The organism is Nocardia sp. NPDC004573, from assembly GCF_053602135.1.
Genome location: NZ_JBSGDA010000030.1, coordinates 17,898 through 42,068 on the forward strand (window position 1 = coordinate 17,898; position 24,171 = coordinate 42,068).

The window sequence follows — 24,171 nt, forward strand, 5'->3', positions numbered from 1 at the left end:
ATGACGATCCTGCTCCAGGTTCTCGAGCAGAGCTTCACCCCGACGACCGCGTGGGAACGGCGGAAATTCACCTTCGTGCATGCCGACAAGATCGTCGGCATGCGGCTCGACGGGCAGTGCGGCGTGTGGCTGGACCTGTCGAGACCCGGTGAATCCCAGCGGCTGGCCCGCACCACCGACCCGCGCGAGGCGATCACGTTCCTGCTCACCGCCTTCGCCAAGATCGCCGAATGCGAGGAGCGCGGCGGCTCCTGGGTGATCGGGCACGACGGAACGCATATCGAGTCGATCGCCGCCACCCGGTTCCCGCCCCGGGCCAGCGAGGTCACCGACGACGATCTCCTGGCCCGCGCCTGGCTGTAGGTCCACTTCGCGGGTCAGCTACCCGTCGCGACCGGCCGTTTCGGATCGTTCGACCACTGTGACCACGACCCGGGATACAAGGCCGCCTCCACGCCCGCGACAGCGAGCGCCGCGACTTGGTGCGCCGCCGTCACGCCGGAGCCGCAGTACACGGCCACCGGCCCGGATCCGAAGCCGGCGAAGCGGTCGCGCAGTTCCTCCACCGCCCGGAAGCGGCCCTCGGCGTCGAGATTATCGGCGGTCGGCGCGCTGAGCGCACCGGGGATGTGCCCGGCGCGGGGATCGATCGGCTCCACGTCACCGCGGAAGCGCTCGCTCGCTCTGGCATCCAACAGCACGCCCTTCCAGCGTGCGGCCGCGTCCGCGTCGATCACGGGCAGCTGACCGGGGCGCAGTTCGACGTCGCCGGGTTCGGGGTCGGGCTCGGCGCCGGTCGCGACCGGCCCGCCCGCACCGATCCAGGCGGGCAGCCCGCCGTCGAGAATGCGCACGTCCGCGACACCCGCCCAGCGCAACAGCCACCAAGCGCGGGCGGCGGCCATGCCGCCGGTGGCGTCGTAGACGACGACCGGATCGCCCTCGCACAAACCCCAGCTGCGCGCGCACTTCTCCAGCTGCGCGGGCTCCGGCAGTGGATGCCTGCCGCGCGCGGGGGAAGGCGGTGCGGCCAGTTCCGTTTCCAGGTCGACGAACACCGCGCCGGGAATGTGCCCGGCGAGGTAGTGCTGCGGCCCGTCCGGATCGCCCAGCGCCCAGCGCACATCCAGCAGGCGAAGCCGCTTGTCCGGCAACGCTTCCCGCAGCTCCTCCGGAGAGATCAGTACCGCGCTCAACTCAGCTCCTCGTCCCGAATCGCGTCCTCGCGCACCGACTCCCCCACCCTACGCACCCGGATGTGCCGATGTCGCCGAACTCTCGTGCCGCGTGCCGCCCGCGCCGGCCAAGTCAGGCCAGTTTCGGCGCACTGGCAGGCGACACGCCCTCGTGACCAGCGGCAATATCCGACCGATGTCGAACACTTCCACTGCCGAAACCACCGCGACCGGGGAACCCGAACGGTCGCGGGCCGGGCTCGTGCCGCCGATCAGCGCGGGCGCGGTGACGGCGCTGGTCGGGTTCACGAGTTCCTTCGCCGTGGTGCTGAGCGGGTTGACCGCGGTGGGGGCGAGTTCGGCGCAAGCCGCGTCGGGCCTGCTCGCGCTGTGCCTCACACAGGCGATCGGCATGCTGGCGCTGAGTTACCGCTACCGGATGCCGATCACGCTCGCCTGGTCCACACCGGGCGCGGCGTTGCTGGCCGGGACGGGCGCCGTGGCGGGCGGCTGGCCCGCCGCGATCGGGGCGTTCGTGGTGACGGGAGCGCTGATCGTCGTCACCGGACTGTGGCAGCGGCTGGGCGCGCTGGTCGCGGCGATCCCGGTGGAGATAGCGCAGGCCATGCTGGCGGGGGTGCTGCTGCCGTTGTGCCTGGCGCCGGTCCGCGCGGTGCAGACGAGTCCGGCGGTGGTGGCGCCGGTGATCGTGGTCTGGCTGGTGCTGCAACGGTATGCGCAGCGCTGGGCCGTGATCGCGGCCTTCGCGACGGCGGCGATCGGGGCCGCGATCAGCATCGCGGTGCAGCACCGGCACCTCGACGTCGGCGCGATGGCGCCACGGCTGGAACTGACGGTGCCGCACTGGAGCTGGCAGGCGCTGATCGGCGTGGCGATCCCGCTCTACATCGTCACCATGGCGTCGCAGAACATTCCGGGCACCGCGGTGCTGGCCTCGTTCGACTACCGCGTGCCATGGCGCGCGGCGATGACCGTCACCGGGCTCGGCACCGTCGTCGGCGCGCCCGCGGGCGGGCACGCGATCAATCTCGCCGCCATCAGCGCCGCGCTGTCGGCCGCGCCCGCCGCGCACCCGGACCCGAAGCGGCGCTGGGTCGCCGCGTTCACCGCGGGCGGGATATACCTCGTGCTCGCACTGGGCTCGGCCGCGCTGGTCACGCTGATCGCCACCGCTCCGGCGGGCACGCTGGAAACCGTGGCCGGCCTGGCCCTGCTGGCGACCTTGGCCACCGCGCTCGGCGCGGCGCTGCGTTCGGAACACCGCGAGGCGGGCGTCGTCACCTTCCTCATCGCCGCCTCCGGCGTCGGCTTCGCCGGCATCGGCGCGGCCTTCTGGGGATTGCTCGCCGGGCTCGTCGTGCGCAGAGTGTTGCGTCAGACCGAACGGGAGCAGCTGGACCGTGGCCGACCACAGCGCGCGCCGGGGCCGGGGGCCGCCTACGCCCGGAGCGCGGCTTGGAAGCGGCGCATTCCGTCGAGCCAGCGATCGTAGTCGGAGCCCTTGTGGCGGTACATCTTCAGCACTTCCGGATGCGGAAGGATCAAGAAGCGTTCCTCGGCCACCCCGGCGAGCACGATTTCGGCGACCTCCTCCGGGGACAGCACCGCCCCCGCGCTCTTGACCGCCTTCACCGCGAGTTCCGCCTCGGCGGCGTGCTCGGGCGGAACGAGGCCGCCCTCCAGCAACTGCGTGTCCACGCCCATCGGGCACACGCAGCTCACCAGGACCCCTCGGTCGCCGTAGGTGACCGACAGCCACTCCGCGAAACCGACGGCCGCGTGCTTGGACACCGCGTAGGGCGCCGAACCGAGCTGGGTGAGCAGGCCCGCCGCCGACGCCGTGGCGACGAAGTAACCGCCGCCCCGCGCCAGCCAGCCGGGAACGAGCAGCCGCGCGGCGCGGACGTGGGCCAGCACGTTGACCTCCAGCGCGGCCGACCACTGCTGGTCGGTACTGTCCAGACCCGCGCCGCCGCCGATTCCCGCGTTCGCGAAATACAGGTCGACCGGCCCGAACTCCGCCTCGGCACGATCGATCGACGTGCGGATCACCGTTTCGTCGGCCACATCCCCGCCGACCGCGACCGCTCCGGGCCCGAGAGACTCCGCGACTCGCGCCGCGCTCGCCTCGTCGAGGTCGGCGATCACTACACGCGCACCGGCGGCGACGAGCCGGGCGGCCAGCGCCGCCCCGATCCCCGCGCCTGCCCCCGTGACAATGGCAACTTTGCCCGAAATCTCCATCCCACACCCTAGCGGGGCCGCACCGGCCCGCTGTCGAGCATCCGGCGACACCGCCCGGGCCGCGGTGGCGAAGAGCGGCGGCCGGAATGCCGCGCCGGTGGTCAGCCGGAATTCGCCAGCCGGTCCAGCAGCGGGGCGGTGCGCGGACCGACCAGCTCGCGCATCACCAGCGCCATGTTGGTCCGCTCGACGCCGGGGATCTTGAGGATTTGCCCGGCGATGCGATACAGGTCGTCGGCGTCCTGGGCGACCACCCGCACCGTGAGATCGGTGAGTCCGGTCATGCCGCACACCTCGGTGACCTCGGGCACCTCGGCTAGTTCGTCCACCACCGAGTCCAGCCGGTGCTGATCGACGACGACCGCGACGAACGCCGCCAGCGGATAGCCCAGCGCGCGCGGCTCGACGCGCCGCTCGAAGCTGCCCAGCACGCCGCCCGCCTCCCAGCGGGACAAGCGGGCCTGCACGGTGTTGCGGGACAGGCCGAGCCGCGTGGCCAGTTCCACACCCGTCGCCCTGGGGTTGGCGACCAGTTCCAGCAACAGCCTGGCGTCGGTGGCGTCCAGGCTCACGCCGACGTTTTCTCTGGTCATACCACGCAGTATGACATCACGCGGGGGTGCCGAATTGAGCATTCTGCTCATCCGCCGGTCGGCCACTTGCGCAGTCCGCATTGGGGTGGATGCTGTGAGGTAGACCACATCCTGTGCGTTGACGACCTGGTGAGGAGGTGATCGCCCATGCCGGGCAAGACCGAATTCCCGGTGCAGCTGGTCCAGCCGGACGGTCGCCGGGTCCTCGATCGCGAGCACGCCGCGCTGGTCGCCGACGTCGCGCCGGAGCACGTGCGGGCGTTGTACGAGGACATGGTGGTCACCCGCCGCATCGACGTCGAGGCCACCGCGCTGCAACGGCAAGGCCAGCTCGGCCTGTGGGCGCCCCTGCTCGGGCAGGAGGCCGCCCAGGTCGGCTCCGCGCACGCGCTGCATCCCGACGATTACGTGTTCTGCAGCTACCGCGAGACGGCGGTCGCCTACTGCCGCGGCGTGCCGCCCACCGATCTGACCCGGCTCTGGCGCGGCGTCGCCCATCACTGCTGGGATCCGCACGCGGTCAACATGACCAACCCCAACATCGTCGTGGGCTCCCAAGGTCTGCACGCGACCGGATACGCCTTCGCCGCCCACTTGGACGGCGCCGAGATCGCCACGATCGCCTATTTCGGCGACGGCGCCAGCAGCCAGGGTGATCTGGCCGAAGCGCTCGGTTTCGCCGCGACCTGGAGCGCGCCCGTCGTCTTCTTCTGCCAGAACAACCAGTGGGCGATCAGCGCGCCGGTGCGGGTACAGAGCGCGACGCCGATCGCCCGCCGCGCGTACGGCTACGGCATGCCGGGCAAGCAGGTCGACGGCAACGATGTGCTCGCCGTGCTCGCCGTGACCAGGCAGGCGATCGCGCGGGCGCGCTCCGGCGGCGGCCCCTCGTTGATCGAGGCGCTCACCTACCGGATGGGTCCGCACACCACGGCGGACGATCCCACCCGTTACCGCTCGGCCGCCGAGACCGAGCAATGGGCGCGACGCGATCCGATCGATCGGATCCGCAGGCTGCTCGAGCGCGAGGGCCACTGGGACGACGCGTTCGCACGCCGGGTCGCCGACCGGTCGGACGCGGTGGCCCGGGCAGTGCGCGCCGCGACGGTCGGCCTGCCCGATCCCGCGCCGAGCGAGCTGTTCGACCACGTCTACACCACCCCGCATCCGCTGATCACCGAACAGCGGCGGGCGTACGCGGAGTATCTGGCCGGCGATCCCGGCGGCTCCTCCGCACGAGGAGAAGGAGTCCCGCGATGATCACCACCTTCGCCGCCGCGCTCAACACCGGCTTGCGCCGCGCGCTGGAGGATGATCCGAAGGTCCTGTTGATGGGCGAGGACATCGGCCGTCTCGGCGGGGTGTTCCGGGTGACCGACACGTTGCAGAAGGACTTCGGCGACAACCGCGTCATCGACACGCCGCTGGCCGAATCGGGTATCGTGGGAACGGCTTTCGGCATGGCGCTGCGCGGCTACCGGCCGGTGTGCGAGATCCAGTTCGACGGGTTCGTCTACCCCGCGTTCGACCAGATCGTCTCGCACGTGGCCAAGATCAATTACCGGACACAGGGAAAAGTGCACGCGCCGCTGACTATTCGCATACCGTTCGGCGGCGGCATCGGCTCGGTCGAGCACCACTCCGAATCGCCCGAGGTCTATTTCGCGCACACTGCCGGGCTGCGCGTGGTCACACCGAGCAACCCTGCCGATGCCTATTCGATGATCCGCGCGGCGATCGCGCTGAACGACCCGGTGATCTTTTTCGAGCCCAAGCGCAGGTACTGGGACAAGGCCGACGTCGACTTCGCCGCGCTCGACCGCGACGGCGGCCTGCCCCTGGATCGGGCGCGCGTGTGCACGACGGGTTCGGACGCGACCGTCGTCGCCTACGGCGGAACCGTGGCGACCGCGCTGTCGGCCGCGCGGATCGCCGCGCGGGAAGGACACACGCTCGAGGTGATCGATCTGCGCAGCCTCTCGCCGATCGACTTCGACACCGTCGAGGAGTCGGTCGGGAAGACGGGGCGGCTGATCGTCACACACGAGGCACCGGTGTTCGCCGGACTCGGGGCCGAGATCGCCGCGCGGATCACCGAGCGCTGCTTCTATCACCTGGAAGCGCCTGTGCTGCGCGTCGGCGGGTTCGACATCCCCTACCCCCCGGCTAAGCTCGAGAAGCACCACCTGCCCGACCCGGACCGCATTCTGGACGCGGTCGACCGTTCCCTCGCCGCGTGAGGCGGGCTTCGCCGTAGTGAGAGGTGCCGCGTGGAAAACCATGCCCGCCAGAATCTTCCGGCGTCCGTGCTGGAGTTCCGGCTACCCGACCTCGGGGAGGGCTTGACCGACGCCGAACTGGTGTCGTGGGCGGTGGCGGTCGGCGACACGGTCGAGTTGAATCAGCCCATCGCCGACGTGGAGACGGCCAAAGCGGTCGTGTCGTTGCCGTCGCCGTTCGCAGGCCGGGTGATCGAACTGCTGGCGCGGCCGGGCGACACCGTCGCGGTCGGGGCGCCACTCATTCGCGTCCAAGCGGCCGGAGCCGACGACACGAGCGAGACGGGCCCTACTTCGGTCTTGGTCGGCTACGGCCCCGAGGCGGAGGCGACGTCCCGGCGGCGCCCTCCTGTCGGGTCCGGCGTCTCGCGGACGGACGGCGGGGAGGGGATGGGGCCCGGCGTTTCGCGATCCGACGCCCTGGGCGATCAGGCGGCAGAGCCCAAAGTTCCGCGATCCGACGCCGCGGGCGATCAGGCGGCGGAGCTCGAGGTTTCCCGATCCGGCGGCGCGGACAGCCCGACCTCGCAGCCGCACGAGCGGCGACGGGAGACCGCGCTCGGCGCGGCGCGCGCGGCAGCGACGCCGGCCGCGCGGAAACTGGCTCGCGAACTCGGCCTCGACCTGTGGTTCATCGCGGGTTCGGGGCCCGGCGGCGCGGTCACCGTCGAGGACGTGCGCGGCGCGGTGCCCGTCTCGCAGCCGCGTCCGACCGCACCGGCCACCGTCCCGGCCGAAGCGGTCCGGCCGTCCGCGCGCGAGGAACGCACCCCGATCGGGGGCATCCGCAAACGCACCGCCGCGGCGATGCTGACCAGCGCGCGCACCATCCCGCAGGCCAGCACGTTCGTGACCGCGGACTGCACCGCCTCGATGGAACTACTCGATCATCTGCGCGGCACGAAATCCTTCGCGGGCCTGCCCCTGACCCCGCTGGCCCTGGTCGCCAAGGCGACGCTGACCGCGCTCGCCGACTTCCCCGGCATGAACGTCTGCTGGGACGAGGCCGCTGGGGAGATCGTCACCAAGCACTACGTCAATCTCGGCATCGCGGTGGCCACCGAGCGCGGACTGCTGGTCCCGAACATCAAAGACGCGCAGACGCTCAACCTCCGCGACCTCACCCGGGAAATCGGCTGGCTCGCCGACACCGCCCGCGCGGGCGACGCGACACCCGCCGACCTGCGCGGCGGCACGTTCACCATCACCAACGTCGGCGTCTTCGGCGTGGACGCCGGTGTTCCGCTGGTCAATCCGGGCGAGGCCGCGATCCTGTGCCTCGGTTCGATCGGCAGGCGACCGTGGGTGGTGGGCGACGAGATCGCGATCCGGTGGGTGACCACCCTCGGCGTGAGCTTCGATCACCGCATGATCGACGGCGCGCTCGCGGCCCGCTTCCTGGCCGGCATCGGAGGCTTCCTGGAAGACCCGCTCACTCTGCTCAGCCGCGCGTGACGCCGGTGCCCGCGGCCGTCAGTCCGTGACGAGCGCCGCCGCGGCCGTGCGGATGACTTCCGGGATCTCGACCGGCTTGCGAGTCTCGGCGTCCACATAGACGTGCACGAAGACGCCGGTGGCCGACAGCTCCAGCGCGCCGTCGGCCTCGCGGAAGATGGCCAGATCGTAGGTGATGCTGGAGCGCCCGAGCCGGGAGATGCGCAGGCCGACCTGCAACTGGTCCGGGAAGCTGATCGAGCCGAGATACCGGCAGGAGGTCTGCGCCACCACGCCGAGCGCGGGCAGGTCGCGGATGTCGGTTCCGGTGGCGTGCATCAACCACGCGTTGACCGCGGTGTCGAAGTACGAGTAGTAGGTCACGTTGTTCACGTGCCCGTAGTGGTCGTTGTCGGCCCATCGAGTCGGCACCGGCCAGAGCACCGGATACTGCTGCGTCACCCGGCCGACGATAGCTCAGCGGCGGCGACGCCCAGCCGGTGGTCGCGCGGGGAGACGCCGAAGTGCCGCTTGAACGCGGTGCTCAACGCGAACGCGCTGCCGTAGCCGACTTGCCGCGCGATGGCCTCGATCGTGGCGTCGGACTCCTGCAGCAGGTCGGCGGCCAGCGCCAGCCGCCATTCGGTGAGGAAGGCCATCGGCGGCTCGCCCACCAGATCGGTGAACCGGCGCGCCAACGCGGCCCGCGACATTCCCACCGCCTCGGCCAGGCCCGCGACCGTCCACCCGTGCGCCGGATTGTGCTGCAACAGGCGCAAAGCCTTGCCGACCAGCGGGTCGCCGTACGCGCGGTACCAGGCGGGCGCGTCGTTGCGAGCGAACCAGGCGCGCAGCGCCGCGATCAGCACCAGATCCAGCAGGCGGTCCAGTACCGCGCTCTGCGCGGGCTGGTCCCTGGTCACCTCGTCGACCAGGATGTCGAGCACCCGGCTGTCGAACTCGCCGCGTTGCAACACCAGCACCGGCGGGAGCGCGCGCAGCAGGCGCAGACCGGCCGCGCCCGCGGACTCGTAGGTCCCGGTCACCATGAGCGTCGCGCCGTCCGGATCGGTCCCCCACTGCCGGACACCCAGACTCAATGTCTCGCAGAGGATCTCGCCGTCCGGCGTCTTCGTCACCTGACCGGGATGGATGATGATCTGCGGTTCGGTCGCCGGGTCGTCGGCCACCGTGTACGGCGCGGGTCCGCGGAAGACGGCGACGTCGCCCGCGCCGAGCCTGCGCGGCGCGCCCTCGTCGGTGACGATCCACGCGCCGCCGCGGATCATCGACAGCACGGTCAGCGGGGCCTCGTCCTGGATGCGCAGCGACCACGGCGGATTCAGCAGCGAACACATCAGGAACGCGCCGCGAGCGCGAGGGCCTTCGAGCAGAGTGGCGAGCGCATCCACGTTGTCCACGGTAGACGATCGCGCATGATCACGGGCTGGTAAGCCATGACCCGTCTTGACCCCTTGCGCGCCGCACCCATCACGGGGACCTGGAATGTTCTGACCATATGTGACGTTCGACATAGTGAAAGAGACTCGCTCGCGGACGTGACGCGCAGTGTCGAGCGTCCCGCACGGCCGCACGACCAGGTCGACGATGCCCTGGGCCGGTTCCGCGGGCGAGGCCGGCCGCGGCGGATGTTCTCTCGGTACCGTCGATATGGTGTTGAGCCCGACGGTCGATCGCCCGGTCCGCGTCGCGCGCGCCGCGGTGTTCATGGTCTTCGCGTTGAACGGCTTCCTGCTCGCCATGTGGGTGGTGCACATCCCGGTCATCACCGACCGCACGGACGTCTCGAAATCCACACTGGGCATGTTCATCCTGCTGATGGCCGGTGCGGGCATCGCCGGAATGCGGCTGGCCGGTCCGCTCGCCGATCGGTTCGGCAGCAGGGCGCTGGTCGGCACGGCCGCGTGTATCGCGTCCGTGGCGGTGGTCGGACCCGGCCTCGCCACCGGCCCGCTCGGCTTGGCGCTGGCCCTGGCCTGCTTCGGTTTCGGCAACGGTGCGCTGGACGTGTCGATGAACACCCAAGCGGTGCTGGTGGAACGGGCCTACCGGCGGCCGATCATGGCCGCTTTCCACGCCCTGTTCTCCGGCGGCGGCTTGCTCGGTTCACTGCTCGGAGCGGCCGCGCTGCGGGCGGGCTGGGATGTGCGGGTGACCCTGGTCGTCGCCGCGGCGGCCGGTGTCGCGCTCACCCTCGCACTGGTGCCGCGGTTGTTGCGGGAGACTACATCCGGGGTGGAAACGCCGGAGTCCCACGGGGGCGCATCCGTCCACCTGACCTCGTCGGAAGCGGCGGACCACGACGCGAGCAGCCCGCGGGGCGCGGGCGGTTCCTCCGGGCACGACATCACGCCGAGCGGCTCCGAGGCCACCTCCATCGCGCAGCCGCTGGACGGCCCCGGACCTGACCTGGCGCTGCGCGGTCCCGCTACGACCCTCGACGCCCGCGCTCGCAGCCGAAAGGTGCTAGCGCTGGCAGCGCTAGCGTTCGCCCTGCTGCTCGCCGAAGGCGTGGCCGCCGACTGGAGCGCGTTGCAGCTGCGCGACCATCTCGGCGCGGACGCGGCGACTGCGGCGCTGGGCTTCGGCGCCTTCTCGACCACGATGACGATCGGACGGCTCGGCACCGACCGGACGAGCCATGTTTTCGGCGGGGTAGCGGTGGTGCGCTACGGCTCGCTCCTCGCGGCCGTCGGCTTGGCGGTGATCGTCGTCTCGCCGTGGATTCCACTGACGCTCCTCGGCTGGGCCATGACCGGGCTCGGACTAGCCGGTGGCGTCCCGCAGATCTTCAGCGCGGCGGGAAATCTGGGCTCCCGCACGGCCGCTACCGACATGTCGCGGGTGTTCAGCGTCGGCTATCTCGGCTTGCTTGCCGGTCCCACGATCATCGGCTGGCTCACCGCCGTGGTGTCGCTGACCACGGCAATGGTCGTGCCACTGATCGCCGTACTGCTGTGCTGCGTATACGCGGGCGTTGTCGCCACGCCCCGCTGACCGGATCACGAACTCCAGGCCAGCTCGACCATCGGCACCCCGTCTATCGCCGTGCCCGTGGCTTCTTCGATGATCCGGCTGAGCTTCCGGTACGCCCGCGGATGACCGTGCCGGTAGTCGTCGAGAACGACGGCGGTTTCCTCCGGACTCAGCACGCGGGCCAGTGCTGGAACCCTGAAGTGCGTCGCGATACTCACGTGGCAGTGCGGATCGGCGACGAGATTCCGGAACCACTGCGCCTGCGCGCCGAATCCGGACGCGATCACCGCGCGGTCGCGGCTCGGCCGGGACACCGTCTCCAGCACCACATAGCGCGGCCGGCCCGAGCGACGACCGGTGTGCTCCAGCAGCAGGAGCCGTCCCCCGAACAGGAAACCGAGGCGGGCGCGGAACAACGCGATCGGCGCGCGCACGAACCATCTGGTCCGCAGCAACCGCGCGCCGATGCTCGTCACCGTTCCGGACCCCTGCCGCTACCTGGGCGACACCAAGCACAGGGTGATCGGCTCGGGCTTCGGGTAGACGATCGTGTCGTTCTCGGTCGCCTTCGCTCCGCACGCGGACTTGTCCGCGGTGCCGCGCACGATCCGGCCGATCTTGAAGTCCGCCGTCGAGCCGCAGGCCACCTTGGTGCTGGCTCCGAGGAAACCGCCGTCGATGCAGTCGCCCTCCTTGACGTTCAGCCGCAGGCACAGCGTGTACTCGTTGCTGCCGGTCTGGTAGTAGCTGGCGTAATCCTTGGTGGGGCAGTCCGCGTTCGAGCCGTCGAGCCGTTGCGCCACCACGTAATTGGCTTCCGGGTCGGAGCATTCCTTGGTCGCGAACTCGGCCTTGATCGTGGTGCCCGACAACTTCGCGCACTGACCGATCTCGATCTTCTCGCCGTCCGAGCGGAAGACGGTGCGGGCGCCGACGACCAGCAGGCCCAGCACCACGACGACACCGAGCACGGCCAGGATCTTGCCGACGCCGCCGCTCCGATTCTGCTGGGGCGGCGGTCCCGGCGGCGGGAAGCCGCCACCGGGATAGCCGGGCTGTGGCGGGAAACCGCCCTGCGGCGGATAACCGGGCTGCGGCTGGCCAGGCTGAGGGTAACCCTGCGGCTGACCGGGATAGCCCGGCTGCCCCGGATAGCCCTGCGGCGCACCGGCAGGCGGCTGCTGCGGATAGCCGGGCTGGCCTGGATACGGTTGGTTCGGTGGTGTGGTCATGGATCCCCTCCCCGGGTCTCGCTTGATTCCGTGCGCACGGGGCGACGGGCGAACCCATGGAATCTAGCCGATCGGTGCGAGTACCGCCGTGCGGGCTACCAGCCGGTTCGCCGCATCCGCTCGCCGGATCGGCCCACCGGCGCACCGACTTCCGCGCACCGGAGCCCTTCCGGCAGCCTCACAGGTACAGTCCCGGGTTCACCGCGTCCACCGCGACGGCGTCGATCCGTGCCTCGCCGTCGCGCACCGCGACGAGCTCGGCCAAACTCGCGCCGTCCGGAAACGCGGTGGCCGCATCCGGCTGCTCCCGCTCCAGCCAAGCCGCCGCCTCCCCGGCGGACAGCCGCCCGATCTCGATCCGCGCCAGGCACCGGCCCGGCCGCGTCACCGCGGGGTGCAGACGCGACAGGTCCTCGTTGGTGGTGATGGCGACGAGCACGTCCCGGCCCTGCCCGAGCATGCCGTCGGTCAGGTTCAGCAGCCGCGAGAGTTCCTGCCCCGCCGCCTCCTTCGCTTCCCCGCGGATCAGCTCGTCGCAGTCCTCCAGCACCAGCATCCGCCAGCGCGGCGCGCCCTCGTCGGCGTTGTCGACACCCGCGGCCACGTCCATCAGATAGCCGGGCTTGCCGAACATCACCTCGGGATCGAGCACGCAATCGAACTGGCACCAGGCTCCCCAGGCCCGGGCCAGCGCGCGCAGCGCGGTGGTCTTCCCCGTGCCGGGCGGCCCGTGCAGCAGCACCAGCCGGCCGCGGACGTCATCGGCGGTGAGCGACATCAGCCGGTCCATCGCGGCGGCGACCTGCCCCGCGTACTTGCCGCGGATCGACGGCCACTCGGGCGCCGAGATCGAGCGCGCGCGGCGCTGCGGGCCGTGCGTGTGCATGTGCCAGAAGCCCATCTCCACGGTCTCGCCCACTTCCGGCGGAGCCGCCGCGTCCCGGACCGCTTCGGCGAGCAACTCGTCGGCGAGCGTGTCGGTGACGGCGGTGACCTCGACCATCGCCGAACCGCCCGACCAGCGCACCGAACGCAGCGACCAGCCGGGGCCGACCACCAGCGTCGCCCCGCTGTCGTTGTCGCGCACCGTGCGCACCACGCGGCCGCGGCCGGGGCGCAGCGGCGCGTCCGGCCGCACCCGCTCGAGATGCGCGGTGCGCGCGCAGGGCTGGTCGCCCCGCAGGAACGGACCGAGCGCGAGGGCATCGATCGCGTCGCGGATGGAGTACGTGGAATCGACTACGACAGTCCACGGCAGCCGCTCGGCGGGATCGGCCGAGGGCTCCCCGGGACCGATCAACCGAAGAGGCTCATGACGTGCGGACACTCCGAGAATGATCCGGGGCGGCGGACCACGATGTCCATCGAATTACGAAAGCGCCCCTCCACCCGGGCGGGCGGAGGGGCGCGGCGGGGAAACCTCTGGCCTACAACGCCTTCAGTTCCTCGGTGACTGCTCCGACCGATTTCTTGGCGTCGCCGAACAGCATGGAGGTGTGGTCGGCGTAGAACAGCGGGTTGTCGATGCCGGCGAAGCCGGAGTTCATCGAGCGCTTGAGCACGATCACCGACTTGGCCTGGTCGACGTTGAGCACCGGCATGCCGTAGATCGGACTCGAGGAGTCCTCCCGGGCGGCGGGGTTGGTGACGTCGTTGGCGCCGATCACCAGGGCGACGTCGGTGCGGCCGAATTCGCCGTTGATATCGTCCATTTCCTTGAGCGCGTCGTAGGAGACCTCGGCCTCGGCCAAGAGGACATTCATGTGACCGGGCATGCGACCGGCGACCGGGTGGATGGCGTATTTGACCTCCACCCCCTTGGCCTCCAGCAGCGAGGCCATCTCCTTGACCGCGTGCTGCGCCTGCGCGACCGCCATGCCGTAACCGGGCACCACGATCACCTGGTTGGCGTAGGCCATCTGGATCGCGGCGTCCGCGGCGGAGGTGGCCTTGGCCTGCTTCTGCTCGCCGCCCGCGGCGCCGGGCGCGGTCCCGCCGCCACCGAAGCCGCCCGCGACGATGGCCGGGATGGACCGGTTCATCGCCTTGGCCATCAGGTTGGTCAGGATGGTGCCGGACGCGCCGACGATCATGCCCGCCACGATCATCGCGGTGTTGTTCAACGCCAGACCCGCGGCCGCGGCCGAGAGACCGGTCAGCGCGTTCAGCAGCGAGATGACCACCGGCATGTCCGCGCCGCCGATCGGCAGCACGACCATCAACCCGAGTACACCGGCGGCCAGGAGCAGCAGCACCATCCACCACCACGCCGCGCCACCGTCGGCGGCGCGCACGCCGATCACCACCGCCGCGGCGACGGCCACCACCAGCAGAAACAGGTTCAACGGTTGCTGGAGCTTCCCGACGCCGATGGGACGGCCGGGCAAGATCTCCTGCAGCTTGCCGAACGCGATCAGCGAGCCCCAGAACGACACCGAACCGATGATCGCGGCGAACAACGACCCGGCGATGATGTGCACAGTGGGCTCTTCCCCGTGCTTGAACGCCGAGAAGCCGGTGGTGTCCAGGAATTCCGCCCATGCGATCAGCGCGACCGTACCGCCGCCGACGCCGTTGAACGCGGCCACCAGCTGCGGCATCGCGGTCATCTTCGTATACCGCGCGGGCGGCACGCCCAGCACCACACCGATCACCAGACCGGCGACGATCAGGATCCAGTTGGTGGTCTCCCGGATGGAGATCAGCGTCGCGACCACCGCGATGCCCATGCCGATCGCGGCGATCCAGTTGCCGCGCACCGCCGTCTTCGGCCCGGTCAAACCCATCAGGCCGTAGATGAACAGCGCGAACGCGACGATATAGAGGATGTTGACGAGGTTGTCCATTGCTCTACTTCCCCGCCTTCTCGGCAGCGTCGGCCGCGACCGGCTTCTTGCCCTTGAACATGCCCAGCATGCGGTCGGTGACCACGAAACCACCGACCACGTTCAGGGTTCCGAACACCAGCGCGACGAACAGGATGATCTGGATGCCGATCGACGGGTCTTCCATCTTGCCCAGCGTGACCAGCGCACCCAGCACCACGATGCCGTGAATGGCGTTGGTGCCCGACATCAGCGGCGTGTGCAGCGTGTTCGGGACCTTGGAGATCACGGCGAAACCGACGAACCCGGACAGCACCAGGATCGCGATATTCGCCAGCAGTTCGGTATACATCAGCTCTCCACCTTCGCCTCGGTCGCGTCCTTCGCCTCCACCGGGTCCTCCACCGACTTCTCGGCCCGGTCCGCCTCGGGCGCCTCCACCGACTTCTCGGTCTGGGCCACCTCGGGCGCCTCGGTCGCAGCACGGGTCACGCAGGAATCCGCCAGCACCTGGTCGCCGAAATCCGGGGCGAGCTTGCCGTCGACCAGCATCAGCTCCAGCAGTGCCGCGATGTTCTTCGAATACAGCTCCGACGCGTGCTCGGGCATGGTGGCGGGCAAATTCAGCGGTGAGGCGATGGTCACCTCGTGCTTGACCACGGTCTGCCCCGGCTCGGTCAGCTCGCAGTTGCCGCCGGTCTCACCGGCCAGGTCCACGATCACGCTGCCGGGCTTCATGCCCTCCACCGCCGCGGCCGTGACCAACCTGGGCGCGGGACGCCCCGGCACCAGCGCGGTGGTGATCACCACGTCGAAGCCCTTGATCGCGTCCTCGAGCGCCTGCTGCTGCTTCGCCTTCTCCTCATCGGTGAGCTCACGGGCGTACCCGCCCTCACCGGCGGCATCGATGCCCAGATCCAGCCACTGCGCACCCACCGACCGCACCTGATCGGCCACCTCGGGCCGCACGTCGTAACCGGTGGTCCGCCCGCCGAGGCGCTTCGCCGTGGCCAGCGCCTGCAAGCCCGCGACACCCACGCCGAGCACCAGCACCGTCGCCGGCTTCACTGTGCCCGCGGCGGTGGTCAGCATCGGGAAGAACCGCGTCGACTCCGACGCCGCCAGCAATACCGCCTTGTACCCCGCGACGTTCGCCTGCGAGGACAACGCGTCCATCACCTGCGCACGCGAGATCCGCGGAATCGCCTCCACCGCGAAGGCCTGCACCCCCGCCGCCTTCAGCGCGCCGATCTGATTGTCGGCGTTGCGCGGGGCGAGGAACCCGATCAGCGTCTGCCCCGACGACAGCTTGGCCACCTCGGCGTCACTGGGCGGGGCCACCTTCACCACCACGTCCGCCGTCCACGGATCACCGATCGACGCGCCCGCCTCGACATAGGCTTCGTCGGGAATCAGCGCGCCCTTTCCGGCTCCGGACTCGACGACCACCTCCACGCCTTGCTTCACCAGGCTCGGGATGATCTTGGGCACCAATGCGACACGTCGTTCGCCCGCGTTCGATTCGCGAACGACACCGACACGCGCGCCGCGCGGCGATGGATCGCCTACGCTCTGCGTTGTCTCCACTTGTCAGACTTCCTTCTCTTACTGAGCTTCAGGCAACGGGTAGACGATCGGACGATGTTACTGTCGAGTAATTTCGCCCAAATCTTCGCCACTGTACCTGGCCCGCCGTGAGCCTAGCTGAGATGCCCATCACACACGCCGGGCGAATCCCGCCGGTGCGCCGGACGTCACCGAGCGGTCCACCGGCTACCGAGCGGCGGTCCACCTTTTTGTCTTCTCGGTGTGATCGTGGTCGCCGCAGGTGAACACGGCAAGACCGTACAGAGAAGTTCGTTACCAACCTCGAGGTCAGGCACCAGGCCGGGTGGGCGGCGCACAGCGGCGCAGTGACGTGCGTCATGCCGATCGGCGGTCCGGGGTGTTCGGCTCGGCTCGTACGCCGTATGGTCCAGCGTGTGAACGACTGCGTCTTCTGCCGCATCGTGGCAGGCGAAGCACCCGCTGCGAAGGTGTACGAGGACGACACGCTGTGTGCGTTCCTCGACGTCCGGCCGATCGCCCGTGGGCACACGCTGGTCATCCCGAAACGACACGCCGCCGAGTTGGAGGATCTGGAGGCCGAACTCGGCGCGCAGATCTTCCGGATCGGGCATCGGCTCGCACTGGCCATCCGGCGCAGCAGCCTCGCCGCCGACGGCGCCAACTTGATCCTCAACGACGGAACCGCCGCGTTCCAGACCGTGCCGCACGTCCACCTGCACGTGATCCCGCGCAGCCACGGCGACAAGCTACGGTTCGCCACGGGGTTTCTGCTGCGGCGCCCGCACGATCCGGTCGCCACCGCCGCGGCCATCCGAGAGGGCCTCGCGGCATTGGAGAACGAGGGCGAAGGCCCGGAAAAGGAAAACGACGGATGACCGAGACGTTGGATCGGACCGCGCTGATCGAGCTGCTGTCGCAGCAATGGGACGCGATCGACGCCCTGATCGCGCCCTTGGACGAGAAGCGCTGGCGGGCTCCGTCGGCGCTGCCCGGCTGGACCGTATTCGACGTCGTCGCCCATGTCGTCGGCACCGAATCCTGGCTGCTGGGTGACCGGCCGCCCGCGCACGACCCGACCAAGCCGAAGACCGACGTCAGCACGCTGCCCTACGTGCGCAACGAGACCGCGGTGCTCAACGAGATCTGGGTGGACCGGCTGCGTCCCCTGTCCGGCGCGCGGCTGCTCGAGTTCTACCGCGGCGTCGTCGACCGCAGGCGCGCCGCGCTCGCCGCGATGGGCGACGCCGAGTGGGAGAAGGAAACGATCTCGCCGATCGGGCAGGTGTCCTACGGCAGATTCATGCGGGTGCGGTTGTTCGACTGCTGGATGCACGAACTCGATATCGCCGACGCGCTCGGCACGCCGGTGGACGAGGGCGGGCCGCGCGGTCAGCTGGCGTTCGAGGAGTTCGCGGGCAGCATCCCGCGCGTGGTGGTGAAGAAGGGCGAGGCGCCGGAGGGCGCGCGGATCGCCTTCGCGCTGAGCGGGCCGCTGGCCAGGACCTTGCGCATCCAGGTGGCGGGCCGGGCGCGCTACGTGGATGCCTTCGACGGACCGGCCACGGTCGAAATCGGCTTGGACTCCGGGCTCTTCGTGCGGCTTGGCGGCGGACGCACGACCGCTGACCAGCACCTGGACGAGATCGTCATTCGGGGCGACGGCGAACTCGGGCAGCGCATCGTCGGCCACCTCGCCTTCACCATCTGATCCGCGGTGCGACTGTTCCTGTCCAGCTATCGCTTCGGCGCGCACTACGACCGGCTCGCCGCGCTGACGGGCCCGCCAGGCCGGGTCGCGCTGATCCCGAACGCCTGCGACGCCTGGCCGCAGGCGTGGGCGGGCGCGGTGCGCAGTGACATGTCGCCGCTGCGCAAGCTCGGTTACCGGCCCGAGGTACTCGACCTGCGCGAGTACGTCGGCCGGGAAGCGGAGCTGGAACGGAAGCTGGCCGAATTCCCGCTGGTGTGGGTGCGCGGTGGCAACACGTTCGTCTTGCGCGCCCAGTTCGCGCGCAGCGGCGCGGACCGAGTCCTTCCCCGGCTGCTCGCCGCCGACGCGCTCGTCTACGCCGGTTACAGCGCCGGGGCCTGCCTGCTGACTCCCGACCTGCACGGGCTGGAATCGGTGGACGACCCGGACGAGGTCGCGCCCGCGTGTGGCGTCGAACCGCGCTGGGACGGCTTGGGATTGGTGGACCGCCGGATCGTGCCGCATGTCGATTCGGCCACCGACCCCGACGGCGACTGCACTCGGCTCGCGGCCCGGTACCGCGCCGAAGGCGTCGCGCACTGGTCGCTGACCGACGACGACGCGATCGTCGTCGACGGCGAGCGCGTCGAAACGCTGATCGCTCCGGCGTCCTGACACACATCCGCGAGCGCGCGGTAGTCACGGGCCGGGCTGGTCAGCGCTACTTCGGCTGGGGCCGCACTGCGACGTCGGGCGCGAGCGCCGCCTGCGGCTCCACCGATCGGCGGAAGACCACCCAGCGCATCGCGCTGTACATGTAGACCGCCTCGCATGCGCCCGCCAGCATCCGGGACAGGTGGTATTGCAGCCCCAGCGCGGCGAGTCCGCTGCCGACGCCGAGGATGAACGCGAGGTAGTTGATCAAGACCACCACGACGTACACCGCGGCCTGCCTGCCCACCGGCGCGTGGGAATGGAAGTTGAACGTGCGATTGAGCACGAAGCTCAGGCCGAACGCGCACACGTAGGCCAGGGTCACCGCCGACCACACCGGCAGCTCGAACCACCCGTGCAAGAGGGTGAGCAGCGCCAAGTCGACAGCGAAAGTGCCGCTGTTGATCAGCGCGAAGCCGAGGAAGGTCGGCGGGACGAGACGGTCCAGACCGAACGGCAGCCGGGCGACGACCGCCGCGCACCAGTGGGTGAACCGATCGGCGATGGTGTCGGCGGTCTCGGACAGCTCGTGCACGCGACCAGGGTGCCAGCGGCAGATGTCCGGCAGATGAGCGGGCGGCGACCGGCCGGTGGCTCAGCCGATCTGGGCCTGGCCGGGACCGTTCGCGTCGTGGTCCAACCCGGCCCAGGCCGCCAGGCACCGTCGCCGCGCGACGTCGTCCGCGTCGGCCAGCAGTGCCTCCAGCAACTCGCGGGGCTCGCAGCGCCACAGGTCGGCCAGCTCCGCGAGGGCTTCCTTGCCGAAGACACCGGAGCGGTCCAGCGCGGTCAACCACTCCTCGTGCTCGCCCGCGTGCACCCGGCGCAGCACGTCCGCGTCGATGCCGTCCTCGACGAACTCGCTGGAGAACATCGCGGCGACCAGTTCCCGGCGACTCGGTTGTTCGCCCTGCATCCGTTCCATCCCTCCACGTGGTACGCGGCGAACCGCATGACCGCCGGCGCCGCGACATGACGGCCCCGGGAGAACTCGATGCCCCGACAGTCAAGCCTCTGTCGGCATTCTGGTCGCCTGGAGGCGGTAATACCACTGTGGCGGGTGACATCAACATCCCGGGGCATCCGGCCGCGGGTCGGCCGATCCGCAAATAGCGGGCAGGGGAAGCTAGCGTGAAGTGGTGGACCTGCATGAGTTGATCGCCGCTCTCCCCGACGGCACGGTGCTCACCGATCCCGAGCTGCTGGCCGGCTACCGGCAGGACTGGGCGCGCGACCCGGGGGCCGGAACCGCGCTGGCCGTGGTGCGGGCCACCGGCACCGACGACGTGGCCGCGACGCTGCGGTGGGCCACCGCGCATCGTGTCCCGGTGATCCCGCGCGGGGCCGGATCGGGGCTGTCCGGGGGCGCCACAGCCGTCGACGGAGCCATCGTGCTCACCACCGAGCGGATGCGCGCGATCACCGTGGACCCGGTGACCCGGACCGCGGTGGTGCAGCCGGGCCTGCTCAATGCCGAGGTCAAGCGCGCGGTCGCGGAGCACGGCCTGTGGTATCCGCCGGACCCGTCGTCGTTCGAGATCTGCTCGATCGGTGGCAACGCCGCCACCAACGCGGGCGGCCTGTGCTGTGTGAAGTACGGCGTCACCACCGATTACGTGCTCGGCATGCAGGTCGTGCTCGCCGACGGCGCGGTGGTCCGGCTCGGCGGTCCGCGTTTGAAGGACTCGGCCGGGTTGTCGCTGACCAAGCTGTTCGTCGGCAGCGAGGGCACGCTGGGGGTGATCACGGAACTGACCTTGCGGCTGCTGCCCGCGCAACCGCCGCAGAGCACAGTCGTCGCCAGCTTCCCCACGCTCACCGCCGCCACCGACGCGATCCTGGCCATCACCGGCGAACTGCGCCCATCGATGCTCGAGTTCATGGACTCGGTGTCGATCAACGCCGTGGAAGACGAGCTGCGGATGGGATTGGACCGGACGGCGGCCGCGCTACTGGTCGCCCGCTCCGACGCCCCCGGCGAATTCGCCCACCGTGAGGCCGAGATCATGGCGGCGGCCTGCGAGAAGGCGGGCGCGACAGAGGTTTTCCACACCGAGGACCCTTCCGAGGGCGAGGCGTTCACGGCCGCACGGCGTTTGGCGATTCCGGCCGTGGAGAAGCTCGGGCCGCTGCTGCTCGAGGACGTCGGCGTGCCGCTGCCCCGGCTCGGCGACTTGGTGAGCGGCGTCGCGGAGATCGCCGAGCGCAACGCGGTGACGGTGTCGGTGATCGCGCACGCGGGCGACGGCAATACCCACCCGCTGATCGTGCACGACCCCGCCGACGCCGACCACACCGCGCGGGCGCACCGCGCCTTCGGCGAGATCATGGACCTCGCCATCGCCCTCGGCGGCACCATCACCGGTGAACACGGCGTCGGACGACTGAAGAAGACATGGCTGCCCGATCAGCTCGGCCCCGACGTTATGGCCCTGACCCGCCGCATCAAGGACGCGCTCGACCCGGACGGCATCCTCAACCCCGGCGCGATCCTCTGACCGCGGAACATTCCGTACCGACAAGGAGTTCTACCCGACCATGACGACAAGGCTCGAACACAACGTCGCCGACACCCGCTACGAGATCTACATCGACGACACCCTCGCCGGGTACGCCGACTACGCCGAACGCGAAGACCTCGAGGTCCGCGACTTCCACCACACGCTGACCTTCCCCGAGTTCCGGGGCCGAGGGGTAGCTGCCCAAGTCGTCGAATTCGCCCTCAACGACTCCCGCGCAGCGGGCTACTCCGTCATCCCCACCTGCTGGTACGTGGAGCAGTACATCTCCCAACACCGCGAATACGCCGACTTGGTCAAGTAGGCGAAAGATCCCGTCGCGAGTGGCACACCAGCGAGAGGTCTACTCGCGATTTACCGCAACCATGCGCCACTCGTGAACCAACCCATGGTTCACCCCGGCGCTGATGGATACGCCGGGCTCGTGTCCGGTTCAGCCGCGCTCGAGCTCGACGTCAGCTATGCCGGCGGTGAAAGCATCCCACTCGCCGGGCGTGAAGACCAGCGCTGGGCCAGTCGGGTTCTTGGAGTGCCGGACGCCGACACCGCCTCCCGCGAGAAAGGCGACCTCGACGCATGCTTTGTCGCCACCGCTACGGGCACTTTTGAACCACTTCGCATCAGACAGGTCAGTATTCACGGTGCGTACTCCCTTGCTATCTGCCGGAGCAGATCCTTGCTCTGATCCGGGGCCAGCGCCACGCGCTCGCTCGCTTCAAAGGCACTTGAATTCGCCCTGGGCTATCTCAGCGGTGAAGGTGTTCCACTCGCCTGGCGTGAACATGAGCGCTGGGCCGGTTGGGTTCTTGGAGTCCCGCACGCCGACGTGGCCTCTCAAGAGAAGGGCCACTTCGACACATGCTTTGTCAGCCCCGCTGTAGCTGCTCTTGACCCACTTAGTCTTGGAGAGTTCGGTATTCACGGTCCATACTCCCTTGCCATCTGCCGGAGCAGGTTCTTGCTCTGATCCGGGTCCAGCGCCGCGCGCCCGAACCGCTGGTAGGCATCGACATACCGGTTCACAGCGCTGAACTTCTCCAGGTACAAATCGCCTGTGAAGCTCTCGACGTAGACAACTGTAGGCTCCTTCGGCTGTCGCTTGCCGTCGCCCCCGGACTTCAAGATCACGAACGGCCCCACAGCGACGCCCATGGGGAACCCGGCCGAGAAGGGAAGCACCCGAATCGTGACGTTGGGCAAACCCATGAGATCTACCAGATGCCGAAGTTGGGCGGACATGACGCGATCGTCGCCAACGATCCCGCGTAGCGCCGACTCTCGAAGGATTGCGTTCACGGTGACAGGTTTCGTTTTACGGGTGATCAGCGCTTGACGCTTGCGTCGGAGGTGTACCCGGCGCTCGTGCTCCAAGGGTGTGTCGTGCGGGTAGACGGCGCGAATCAGTCCACTCGCGTACGCGGGGGTCTGGAAGATCCCTGGGATCAGTTCCGGTTCGTACCAGGTCAGCGACCGCGCGGTGGCTTCCAGGTCCACGAAGACATCGAAATTCTCGGGGATAAGGTCGCCGAACTCATGCCACCACGACTTCACGCTGGCCTGCTTCGCGAGCCCGACCAGCGCGTTCGTGTACTCCTCGGTGAAGTCGTAGATCTTGCACAGCGCCTCGACGTCGACGGTGCGGATTCGCTCGGTCTTGCCGACCTCCATCCGCTGAACGGTGCTGACGCTCCACTGCATCCGTTCGCCGACATCCGCCAGCGTCAACCCCGCTGCTTCGCGTCCGTTCCGCAGGTGCCTGCCGAGCTGTCGGCGAGGGAGGGTCGAGCCACCACTTTCGGCCATGCGGTTCCTGTCTACTCGGGACGGCCCGGGTTTCTCATCTCCGAGCCGATTCACATTGCAGAATGAAAAATGTGCTGGTCGAGCTGATGAGATTTCATGATGACGTAGTTCATCAGACTGGTCCAGTGGTTCTCTGGATGTGCGCCCGACAGGGGGATGGCGAGAAGGCGTACCCCGCAACGTAGTTCGTTCCGTACCGGCTACCAACCAGAGGATGCCGGAGCCGAGGGCGCGCCTGAATCCCTTCGATGAAGCAGAGGTCTCGATGCGCCACATAGCGTTCGGAGACACGCCGTTGTCTCGATGCAATTACTACCGGCAGGTGTGCGGTCTCCCCGCGATCGTGGACCCTCCCCAGATCGGCCGCATCATCGTGCGAACCGGAATGGTCTGGGCCATAACCATGCCTGCCGTGCTGGGACACCACGTGAAGGTATGGATGCAGGACCACGGCCATGAGCTGGGGCCGACCCTGTCGCATCCGCGATCGAGACGGTGGACGTTCATCATCCGGCCGGACCTACCGGACGACGTCCCCCTGTTCGCCGAGATGTTCCGATTGAACGTGTCGATCATCCGCTACGGCGGCATGATCGCGCTACCGAGCCCCGCCGACCGAGGGACCAAGTTCCGAGCATGGATTACGCGCCCGGACACGGCCTTTCGCCCATCCGGCCGCGTGGTCGTCGCGGCGATCCGCCATTGCGTAGCCGCGAAGCTCGCGCGCGGTCGACGGGTGATCACCTATGCCTGACCGCGCGCAATCGCCGATCCCGTCCGAGCCGGATGTCCACCTGTCGGTGTTCTGGCACGGAGCCCGCCTCGACTTCGTCGCCTGCCTGACAGCCGCATGCCTGTTCGTCCAGGAATGGCGCGCCCACCACTGGCACGACGCAGTGGAAGTGTCCACAGACACCACCGACGGCTACCCGAGACTGCCGTGCGAACGGCTCTACCTGGAGCCATAGAGGAGTTATGGCCAGGTGAGCGCGGCGGTCCCGGCCCGGTGCAGGTAAACGGCAGGAGTGGCCTGGGGTCAGTCCGCGCTCCGCGGGCTGTCACCGGATCGGGGTTTG

General features: G+C 69.4%; 29 protein-coding genes. 13 read left to right on the forward strand and 16 right to left on the reverse strand.

The genetic code is table 11. The features are described 5' to 3' along the window. Entirely contained in the window at positions 1–363 is a 363-nt protein-coding gene (locus tag ACWEKR_RS31290) for a hypothetical protein (protein WP_452357529.1), read from the forward strand. A 14-nt stretch (positions 364–377) separates the two neighbouring features. On the opposite strand, the gene ACWEKR_RS31295 is transcribed toward ACWEKR_RS31290, so the two are convergent. Continuing rightward, the gene (locus ACWEKR_RS31295; RefSeq protein WP_452357574.1) at positions 378–1,184 is read right to left on the reverse strand and encodes a sulfurtransferase; all 807 of its coding nucleotides are present in this window, start codon (positions 1,182–1,184) and stop codon (positions 378–380) included. Positions 1,185–1,371: 187 nt separating this feature from the next. On the opposite strand from ACWEKR_RS31295, the gene ACWEKR_RS31300 reads away from it, so the two are divergent. After that, positions 1,372–2,688 (forward strand): benzoate/H(+) symporter BenE family transporter, encoded by a 1,317-nt coding sequence (locus ACWEKR_RS31300; protein ID WP_452357530.1) that lies wholly within the window; start codon positions 1,372–1,374, stop codon positions 2,686–2,688. On the opposite strand, the gene ACWEKR_RS31305 is transcribed toward ACWEKR_RS31300, so the two are convergent. Together ACWEKR_RS31305 and ACWEKR_RS31310 are read right to left on the reverse strand one after the other, a co-directional pair. Continuing rightward, positions 2,634–3,440, reverse strand: a complete 807-nt coding sequence (locus ACWEKR_RS31305; protein WP_452357531.1) for an SDR family oxidoreductase — start codon at positions 3,438–3,440, stop codon at positions 2,634–2,636. The genes ACWEKR_RS31300 and ACWEKR_RS31305 overlap by 55 nt on opposite strands. A gap of 101 nt (positions 3,441–3,541) precedes the next feature. Continuing rightward, a complete protein-coding gene (locus ACWEKR_RS31310; protein WP_159839290.1) occupies positions 3,542–4,033 on the reverse strand; it encodes an Lrp/AsnC family transcriptional regulator in 492 nt (163 codons plus the stop codon). 147 nt (positions 4,034–4,180) lie between these two features. Between ACWEKR_RS31310 and pdhA the strand changes: the two genes are divergently transcribed. The 3 genes from pdhA to ACWEKR_RS31325 all read left to right on the forward strand — a co-directional run bounded on the left by pdhA (position 4,181) and on the right by ACWEKR_RS31325 (position 7,767). Next, positions 4,181–5,293, forward strand: a complete 1,113-nt coding sequence (pdhA, locus tag ACWEKR_RS31315; protein ID WP_452357532.1) for a pyruvate dehydrogenase (acetyl-transferring) E1 component subunit alpha — start codon at positions 4,181–4,183, stop codon at positions 5,291–5,293. Then, a complete protein-coding gene (locus ACWEKR_RS31320) occupies positions 5,290–6,273 on the forward strand; it encodes an alpha-ketoacid dehydrogenase subunit beta (protein WP_452357533.1) in 984 nt (327 codons plus the stop codon). Before pdhA ends, ACWEKR_RS31320 begins: the two co-directional genes overlap by 4 nt. Positions 6,274–6,339: 66 nt before the next feature. Continuing rightward, positions 6,340–7,767: a dihydrolipoamide acetyltransferase family protein gene (locus ACWEKR_RS31325; protein WP_452357575.1), complete on the forward strand. Its 1,428-nt coding sequence runs from the start codon at positions 6,340–6,342 to the stop codon at positions 7,765–7,767. An 18-nt stretch (positions 7,768–7,785) separates the two neighbouring features. Here the strand turns inward: ACWEKR_RS31325 and ACWEKR_RS31330 are convergent, their stop codons facing one another. Together ACWEKR_RS31330 and ACWEKR_RS31335 are read right to left on the reverse strand one after the other, a co-directional pair. Continuing rightward, complete coding sequence (locus ACWEKR_RS31330; RefSeq protein ID WP_452357534.1) at positions 7,786–8,208, reverse strand: acyl-CoA thioesterase; 423 nt, start codon at positions 8,206–8,208, stop codon at positions 7,786–7,788. Next, a complete protein-coding gene (locus ACWEKR_RS31335; RefSeq protein WP_452357535.1) occupies positions 8,205–9,158 on the reverse strand; it encodes an AraC family transcriptional regulator in 954 nt (317 codons plus the stop codon). The genes ACWEKR_RS31330 and ACWEKR_RS31335 overlap by 4 nt, the downstream gene beginning before the upstream one ends. Before the next feature lie 259 nt (positions 9,159–9,417). Here ACWEKR_RS31335 and ACWEKR_RS31340 point away from each other — a divergent pair, with 259 nt between their 5' ends. Further along, complete coding sequence (locus ACWEKR_RS31340) at positions 9,418–10,764, forward strand: MFS transporter (RefSeq protein WP_452357536.1); 1,347 nt, start codon at positions 9,418–9,420, stop codon at positions 10,762–10,764. 5 nt (positions 10,765–10,769) lie between these two features. Here ACWEKR_RS31340 and ACWEKR_RS31345 read toward each other — a convergent pair whose 3' ends face one another. From ACWEKR_RS31345 to ACWEKR_RS31370, 6 genes are all read right to left on the reverse strand, one after another. Next, positions 10,770–11,219, reverse strand: a complete 450-nt coding sequence (locus ACWEKR_RS31345) for a nitroreductase family deazaflavin-dependent oxidoreductase (RefSeq protein WP_452357537.1) — start codon at positions 11,217–11,219, stop codon at positions 10,770–10,772. Positions 11,220–11,237: 18 nt separating this feature from the next. Continuing rightward, complete coding sequence (locus ACWEKR_RS31350; RefSeq protein ID WP_452357538.1) at positions 11,238–11,975, reverse strand: LppU/SCO3897 family protein; 738 nt, start codon at positions 11,973–11,975, stop codon at positions 11,238–11,240. A 178-nt stretch (positions 11,976–12,153) separates the two neighbouring features. After that, a complete protein-coding gene (locus ACWEKR_RS31355) occupies positions 12,154–13,302 on the reverse strand; it encodes a DUF5925 domain-containing protein (RefSeq protein WP_452357539.1) in 1,149 nt (382 codons plus the stop codon). 100 nt (positions 13,303–13,402) lie between these two features. Beyond that, positions 13,403–14,821: an NAD(P)(+) transhydrogenase (Re/Si-specific) subunit beta gene (locus ACWEKR_RS31360; protein ID WP_452357540.1), complete on the reverse strand. Its 1,419-nt coding sequence runs from the start codon at positions 14,819–14,821 to the stop codon at positions 13,403–13,405. 4 nt (positions 14,822–14,825) lie between these two features. Further along, a complete protein-coding gene (locus ACWEKR_RS31365) occupies positions 14,826–15,152 on the reverse strand; it encodes an NAD(P) transhydrogenase subunit alpha (protein ID WP_159839306.1) in 327 nt (108 codons plus the stop codon). Next, positions 15,152–16,387: a Re/Si-specific NAD(P)(+) transhydrogenase subunit alpha gene (locus ACWEKR_RS31370; protein WP_452357541.1), complete on the reverse strand. Its 1,236-nt coding sequence runs from the start codon at positions 16,385–16,387 to the stop codon at positions 15,152–15,154. The genes ACWEKR_RS31365 and ACWEKR_RS31370 overlap by 1 nt, the downstream gene beginning before the upstream one ends. 395 nt (positions 16,388–16,782) lie before the next feature. On the opposite strand from ACWEKR_RS31370, the gene ACWEKR_RS31375 reads away from it, so the two are divergent. Genes ACWEKR_RS31375 through ACWEKR_RS31385 form a run of 3 tightly spaced genes read left to right on the forward strand, consistent with a single transcriptional unit; the run spans position 16,783 to position 18,734 of the window. Beyond that, entirely contained in the window at positions 16,783–17,244 is a 462-nt protein-coding gene (locus ACWEKR_RS31375) for an HIT family protein (RefSeq protein WP_452357542.1), read from the forward strand. After that, complete coding sequence (locus ACWEKR_RS31380) at positions 17,241–18,077, forward strand: maleylpyruvate isomerase family mycothiol-dependent enzyme (protein WP_452357543.1); 837 nt, start codon at positions 17,241–17,243, stop codon at positions 18,075–18,077. Before ACWEKR_RS31375 ends, ACWEKR_RS31380 begins: the two co-directional genes overlap by 4 nt. A gap of 6 nt (positions 18,078–18,083) precedes the next feature. Then, on the forward strand, positions 18,084–18,734 hold the full coding sequence (locus tag ACWEKR_RS31385) for a Type 1 glutamine amidotransferase-like domain-containing protein (RefSeq protein WP_452357544.1): 651 nt from the start codon (positions 18,084–18,086) through the stop codon (positions 18,732–18,734). Positions 18,735–18,780: 46 nt separating this feature from the next. Here ACWEKR_RS31385 and ACWEKR_RS31390 read toward each other — a convergent pair whose 3' ends face one another. After that, complete coding sequence (locus tag ACWEKR_RS31390) at positions 18,781–19,308, reverse strand: GtrA family protein (RefSeq protein ID WP_452357545.1); 528 nt, start codon at positions 19,306–19,308, stop codon at positions 18,781–18,783. Positions 19,309–19,368: 60 nt separating this feature from the next. Then, positions 19,369–19,698, reverse strand: coding sequence for a hypothetical protein (locus ACWEKR_RS31395; protein WP_452357546.1), 330 nt, complete (start codon positions 19,696–19,698; stop codon positions 19,369–19,371). A 214-nt stretch (positions 19,699–19,912) separates the two neighbouring features. On the opposite strand from ACWEKR_RS31395, the gene ACWEKR_RS31400 reads away from it, so the two are divergent. Further along, on the forward strand, positions 19,913–21,271 hold the full coding sequence (locus tag ACWEKR_RS31400) for an FAD-binding oxidoreductase (RefSeq protein WP_452357547.1): 1,359 nt from the start codon (positions 19,913–19,915) through the stop codon (positions 21,269–21,271). A 40-nt stretch (positions 21,272–21,311) separates the two neighbouring features. Further along, on the forward strand, positions 21,312–21,596 hold the full coding sequence (locus ACWEKR_RS31405; protein ID WP_195088225.1) for a GNAT family N-acetyltransferase: 285 nt from the start codon (positions 21,312–21,314) through the stop codon (positions 21,594–21,596). Positions 21,597–21,725: 129 nt separating this feature from the next. Here the strand turns inward: ACWEKR_RS31405 and ACWEKR_RS31410 are convergent, their stop codons facing one another. The 3 genes from ACWEKR_RS31410 to ACWEKR_RS31420 form a co-directional block, all read right to left on the reverse strand. Continuing rightward, positions 21,726–21,932, reverse strand: a complete 207-nt coding sequence (locus ACWEKR_RS31410) for a DUF397 domain-containing protein (RefSeq protein WP_452357548.1) — start codon at positions 21,930–21,932, stop codon at positions 21,726–21,728. 75 nt (positions 21,933–22,007) lie between these two features. Further along, positions 22,008–22,214 (reverse strand): DUF397 domain-containing protein, encoded by a 207-nt coding sequence (locus ACWEKR_RS31415; RefSeq protein WP_452357549.1) that lies wholly within the window; start codon positions 22,212–22,214, stop codon positions 22,008–22,010. After that, on the reverse strand, positions 22,211–23,095 hold the full coding sequence (locus ACWEKR_RS31420; protein ID WP_452357550.1) for a helix-turn-helix domain-containing protein: 885 nt from the start codon (positions 23,093–23,095) through the stop codon (positions 22,211–22,213). Before ACWEKR_RS31420 ends, ACWEKR_RS31415 begins: the two co-directional genes overlap by 4 nt. Positions 23,096–23,309: 214 nt before the next feature. Here ACWEKR_RS31420 and ACWEKR_RS31425 point away from each other — a divergent pair, with 214 nt between their 5' ends. Both ACWEKR_RS31425 and ACWEKR_RS31430 read left to right on the forward strand, forming a co-directional pair. Next, positions 23,310–23,849 (forward strand): DNA-directed RNA polymerase subunit beta, encoded by a 540-nt coding sequence (locus ACWEKR_RS31425; protein WP_452357551.1) that lies wholly within the window; start codon positions 23,310–23,312, stop codon positions 23,847–23,849. Continuing rightward, the gene (locus tag ACWEKR_RS31430) at positions 23,842–24,063 is read left to right on the forward strand and encodes a hypothetical protein (RefSeq protein WP_452357552.1); all 222 of its coding nucleotides are present in this window, start codon (positions 23,842–23,844) and stop codon (positions 24,061–24,063) included. The genes ACWEKR_RS31425 and ACWEKR_RS31430 overlap by 8 nt, the downstream gene beginning before the upstream one ends. The last annotated feature ends 108 nt before the right edge of the window (positions 24,064–24,171 follow it).

Excerpts from the sequence above, each read along its gene's own strand:
- ACWEKR_RS31290 (WP_452357529.1), top strand. The coding sequence starts at position 1 with ATGACGATCCTGCTCCAGGTTCTCGAGCAGAGCTTCACCCCGACGACC.
- ACWEKR_RS31300 (WP_452357530.1), top strand. The coding sequence starts at position 1,372 with ATGTCGAACACTTCCACTGCCGAAACCACCGCGACCGGGGAACCCGAA.
- ACWEKR_RS31305 (WP_452357531.1), bottom strand. The coding sequence starts at position 3,440 with ATGGAGATTTCGGGCAAAGTTGCCATTGTCACGGGGGCAGGCGCGGGG.
- ACWEKR_RS31310 (WP_159839290.1), bottom strand. The coding sequence starts at position 4,033 with ATGACCAGAGAAAACGTCGGCGTGAGCCTGGACGCCACCGACGCCAGG.
- pdhA (WP_452357532.1), top strand. The coding sequence starts at position 4,181 with ATGCCGGGCAAGACCGAATTCCCGGTGCAGCTGGTCCAGCCGGACGGT.
- ACWEKR_RS31320 (WP_452357533.1), top strand. The coding sequence starts at position 5,290 with ATGATCACCACCTTCGCCGCCGCGCTCAACACCGGCTTGCGCCGCGCG.
- ACWEKR_RS31340 (WP_452357536.1), top strand. The coding sequence starts at position 9,418 with ATGGTGTTGAGCCCGACGGTCGATCGCCCGGTCCGCGTCGCGCGCGCC.
- ACWEKR_RS31350 (WP_452357538.1), bottom strand. The coding sequence starts at position 11,975 with ATGACCACACCACCGAACCAACCGTATCCAGGCCAGCCCGGCTATCCG.
- ACWEKR_RS31360 (WP_452357540.1), bottom strand. The coding sequence starts at position 14,821 with ATGGACAACCTCGTCAACATCCTCTATATCGTCGCGTTCGCGCTGTTC.
- ACWEKR_RS31365 (WP_159839306.1), bottom strand. The coding sequence starts at position 15,152 with ATGTATACCGAACTGCTGGCGAATATCGCGATCCTGGTGCTGTCCGGG.
- ACWEKR_RS31380 (WP_452357543.1), top strand. The coding sequence starts at position 17,241 with ATGACCGAGACGTTGGATCGGACCGCGCTGATCGAGCTGCTGTCGCAG.
- ACWEKR_RS31395 (WP_452357546.1), bottom strand. The coding sequence starts at position 19,698 with ATGGAACGGATGCAGGGCGAACAACCGAGTCGCCGGGAACTGGTCGCC.
- ACWEKR_RS31405 (WP_195088225.1), top strand. The coding sequence starts at position 21,312 with ATGACGACAAGGCTCGAACACAACGTCGCCGACACCCGCTACGAGATC.
- ACWEKR_RS31420 (WP_452357550.1), bottom strand. The coding sequence starts at position 23,095 with ATGGCCGAAAGTGGTGGCTCGACCCTCCCTCGCCGACAGCTCGGCAGG.
- ACWEKR_RS31425 (WP_452357551.1), top strand. The coding sequence starts at position 23,310 with ATGCCGGAGCCGAGGGCGCGCCTGAATCCCTTCGATGAAGCAGAGGTC.
- ACWEKR_RS31430 (WP_452357552.1), top strand. The coding sequence starts at position 23,842 with ATGCCTGACCGCGCGCAATCGCCGATCCCGTCCGAGCCGGATGTCCAC.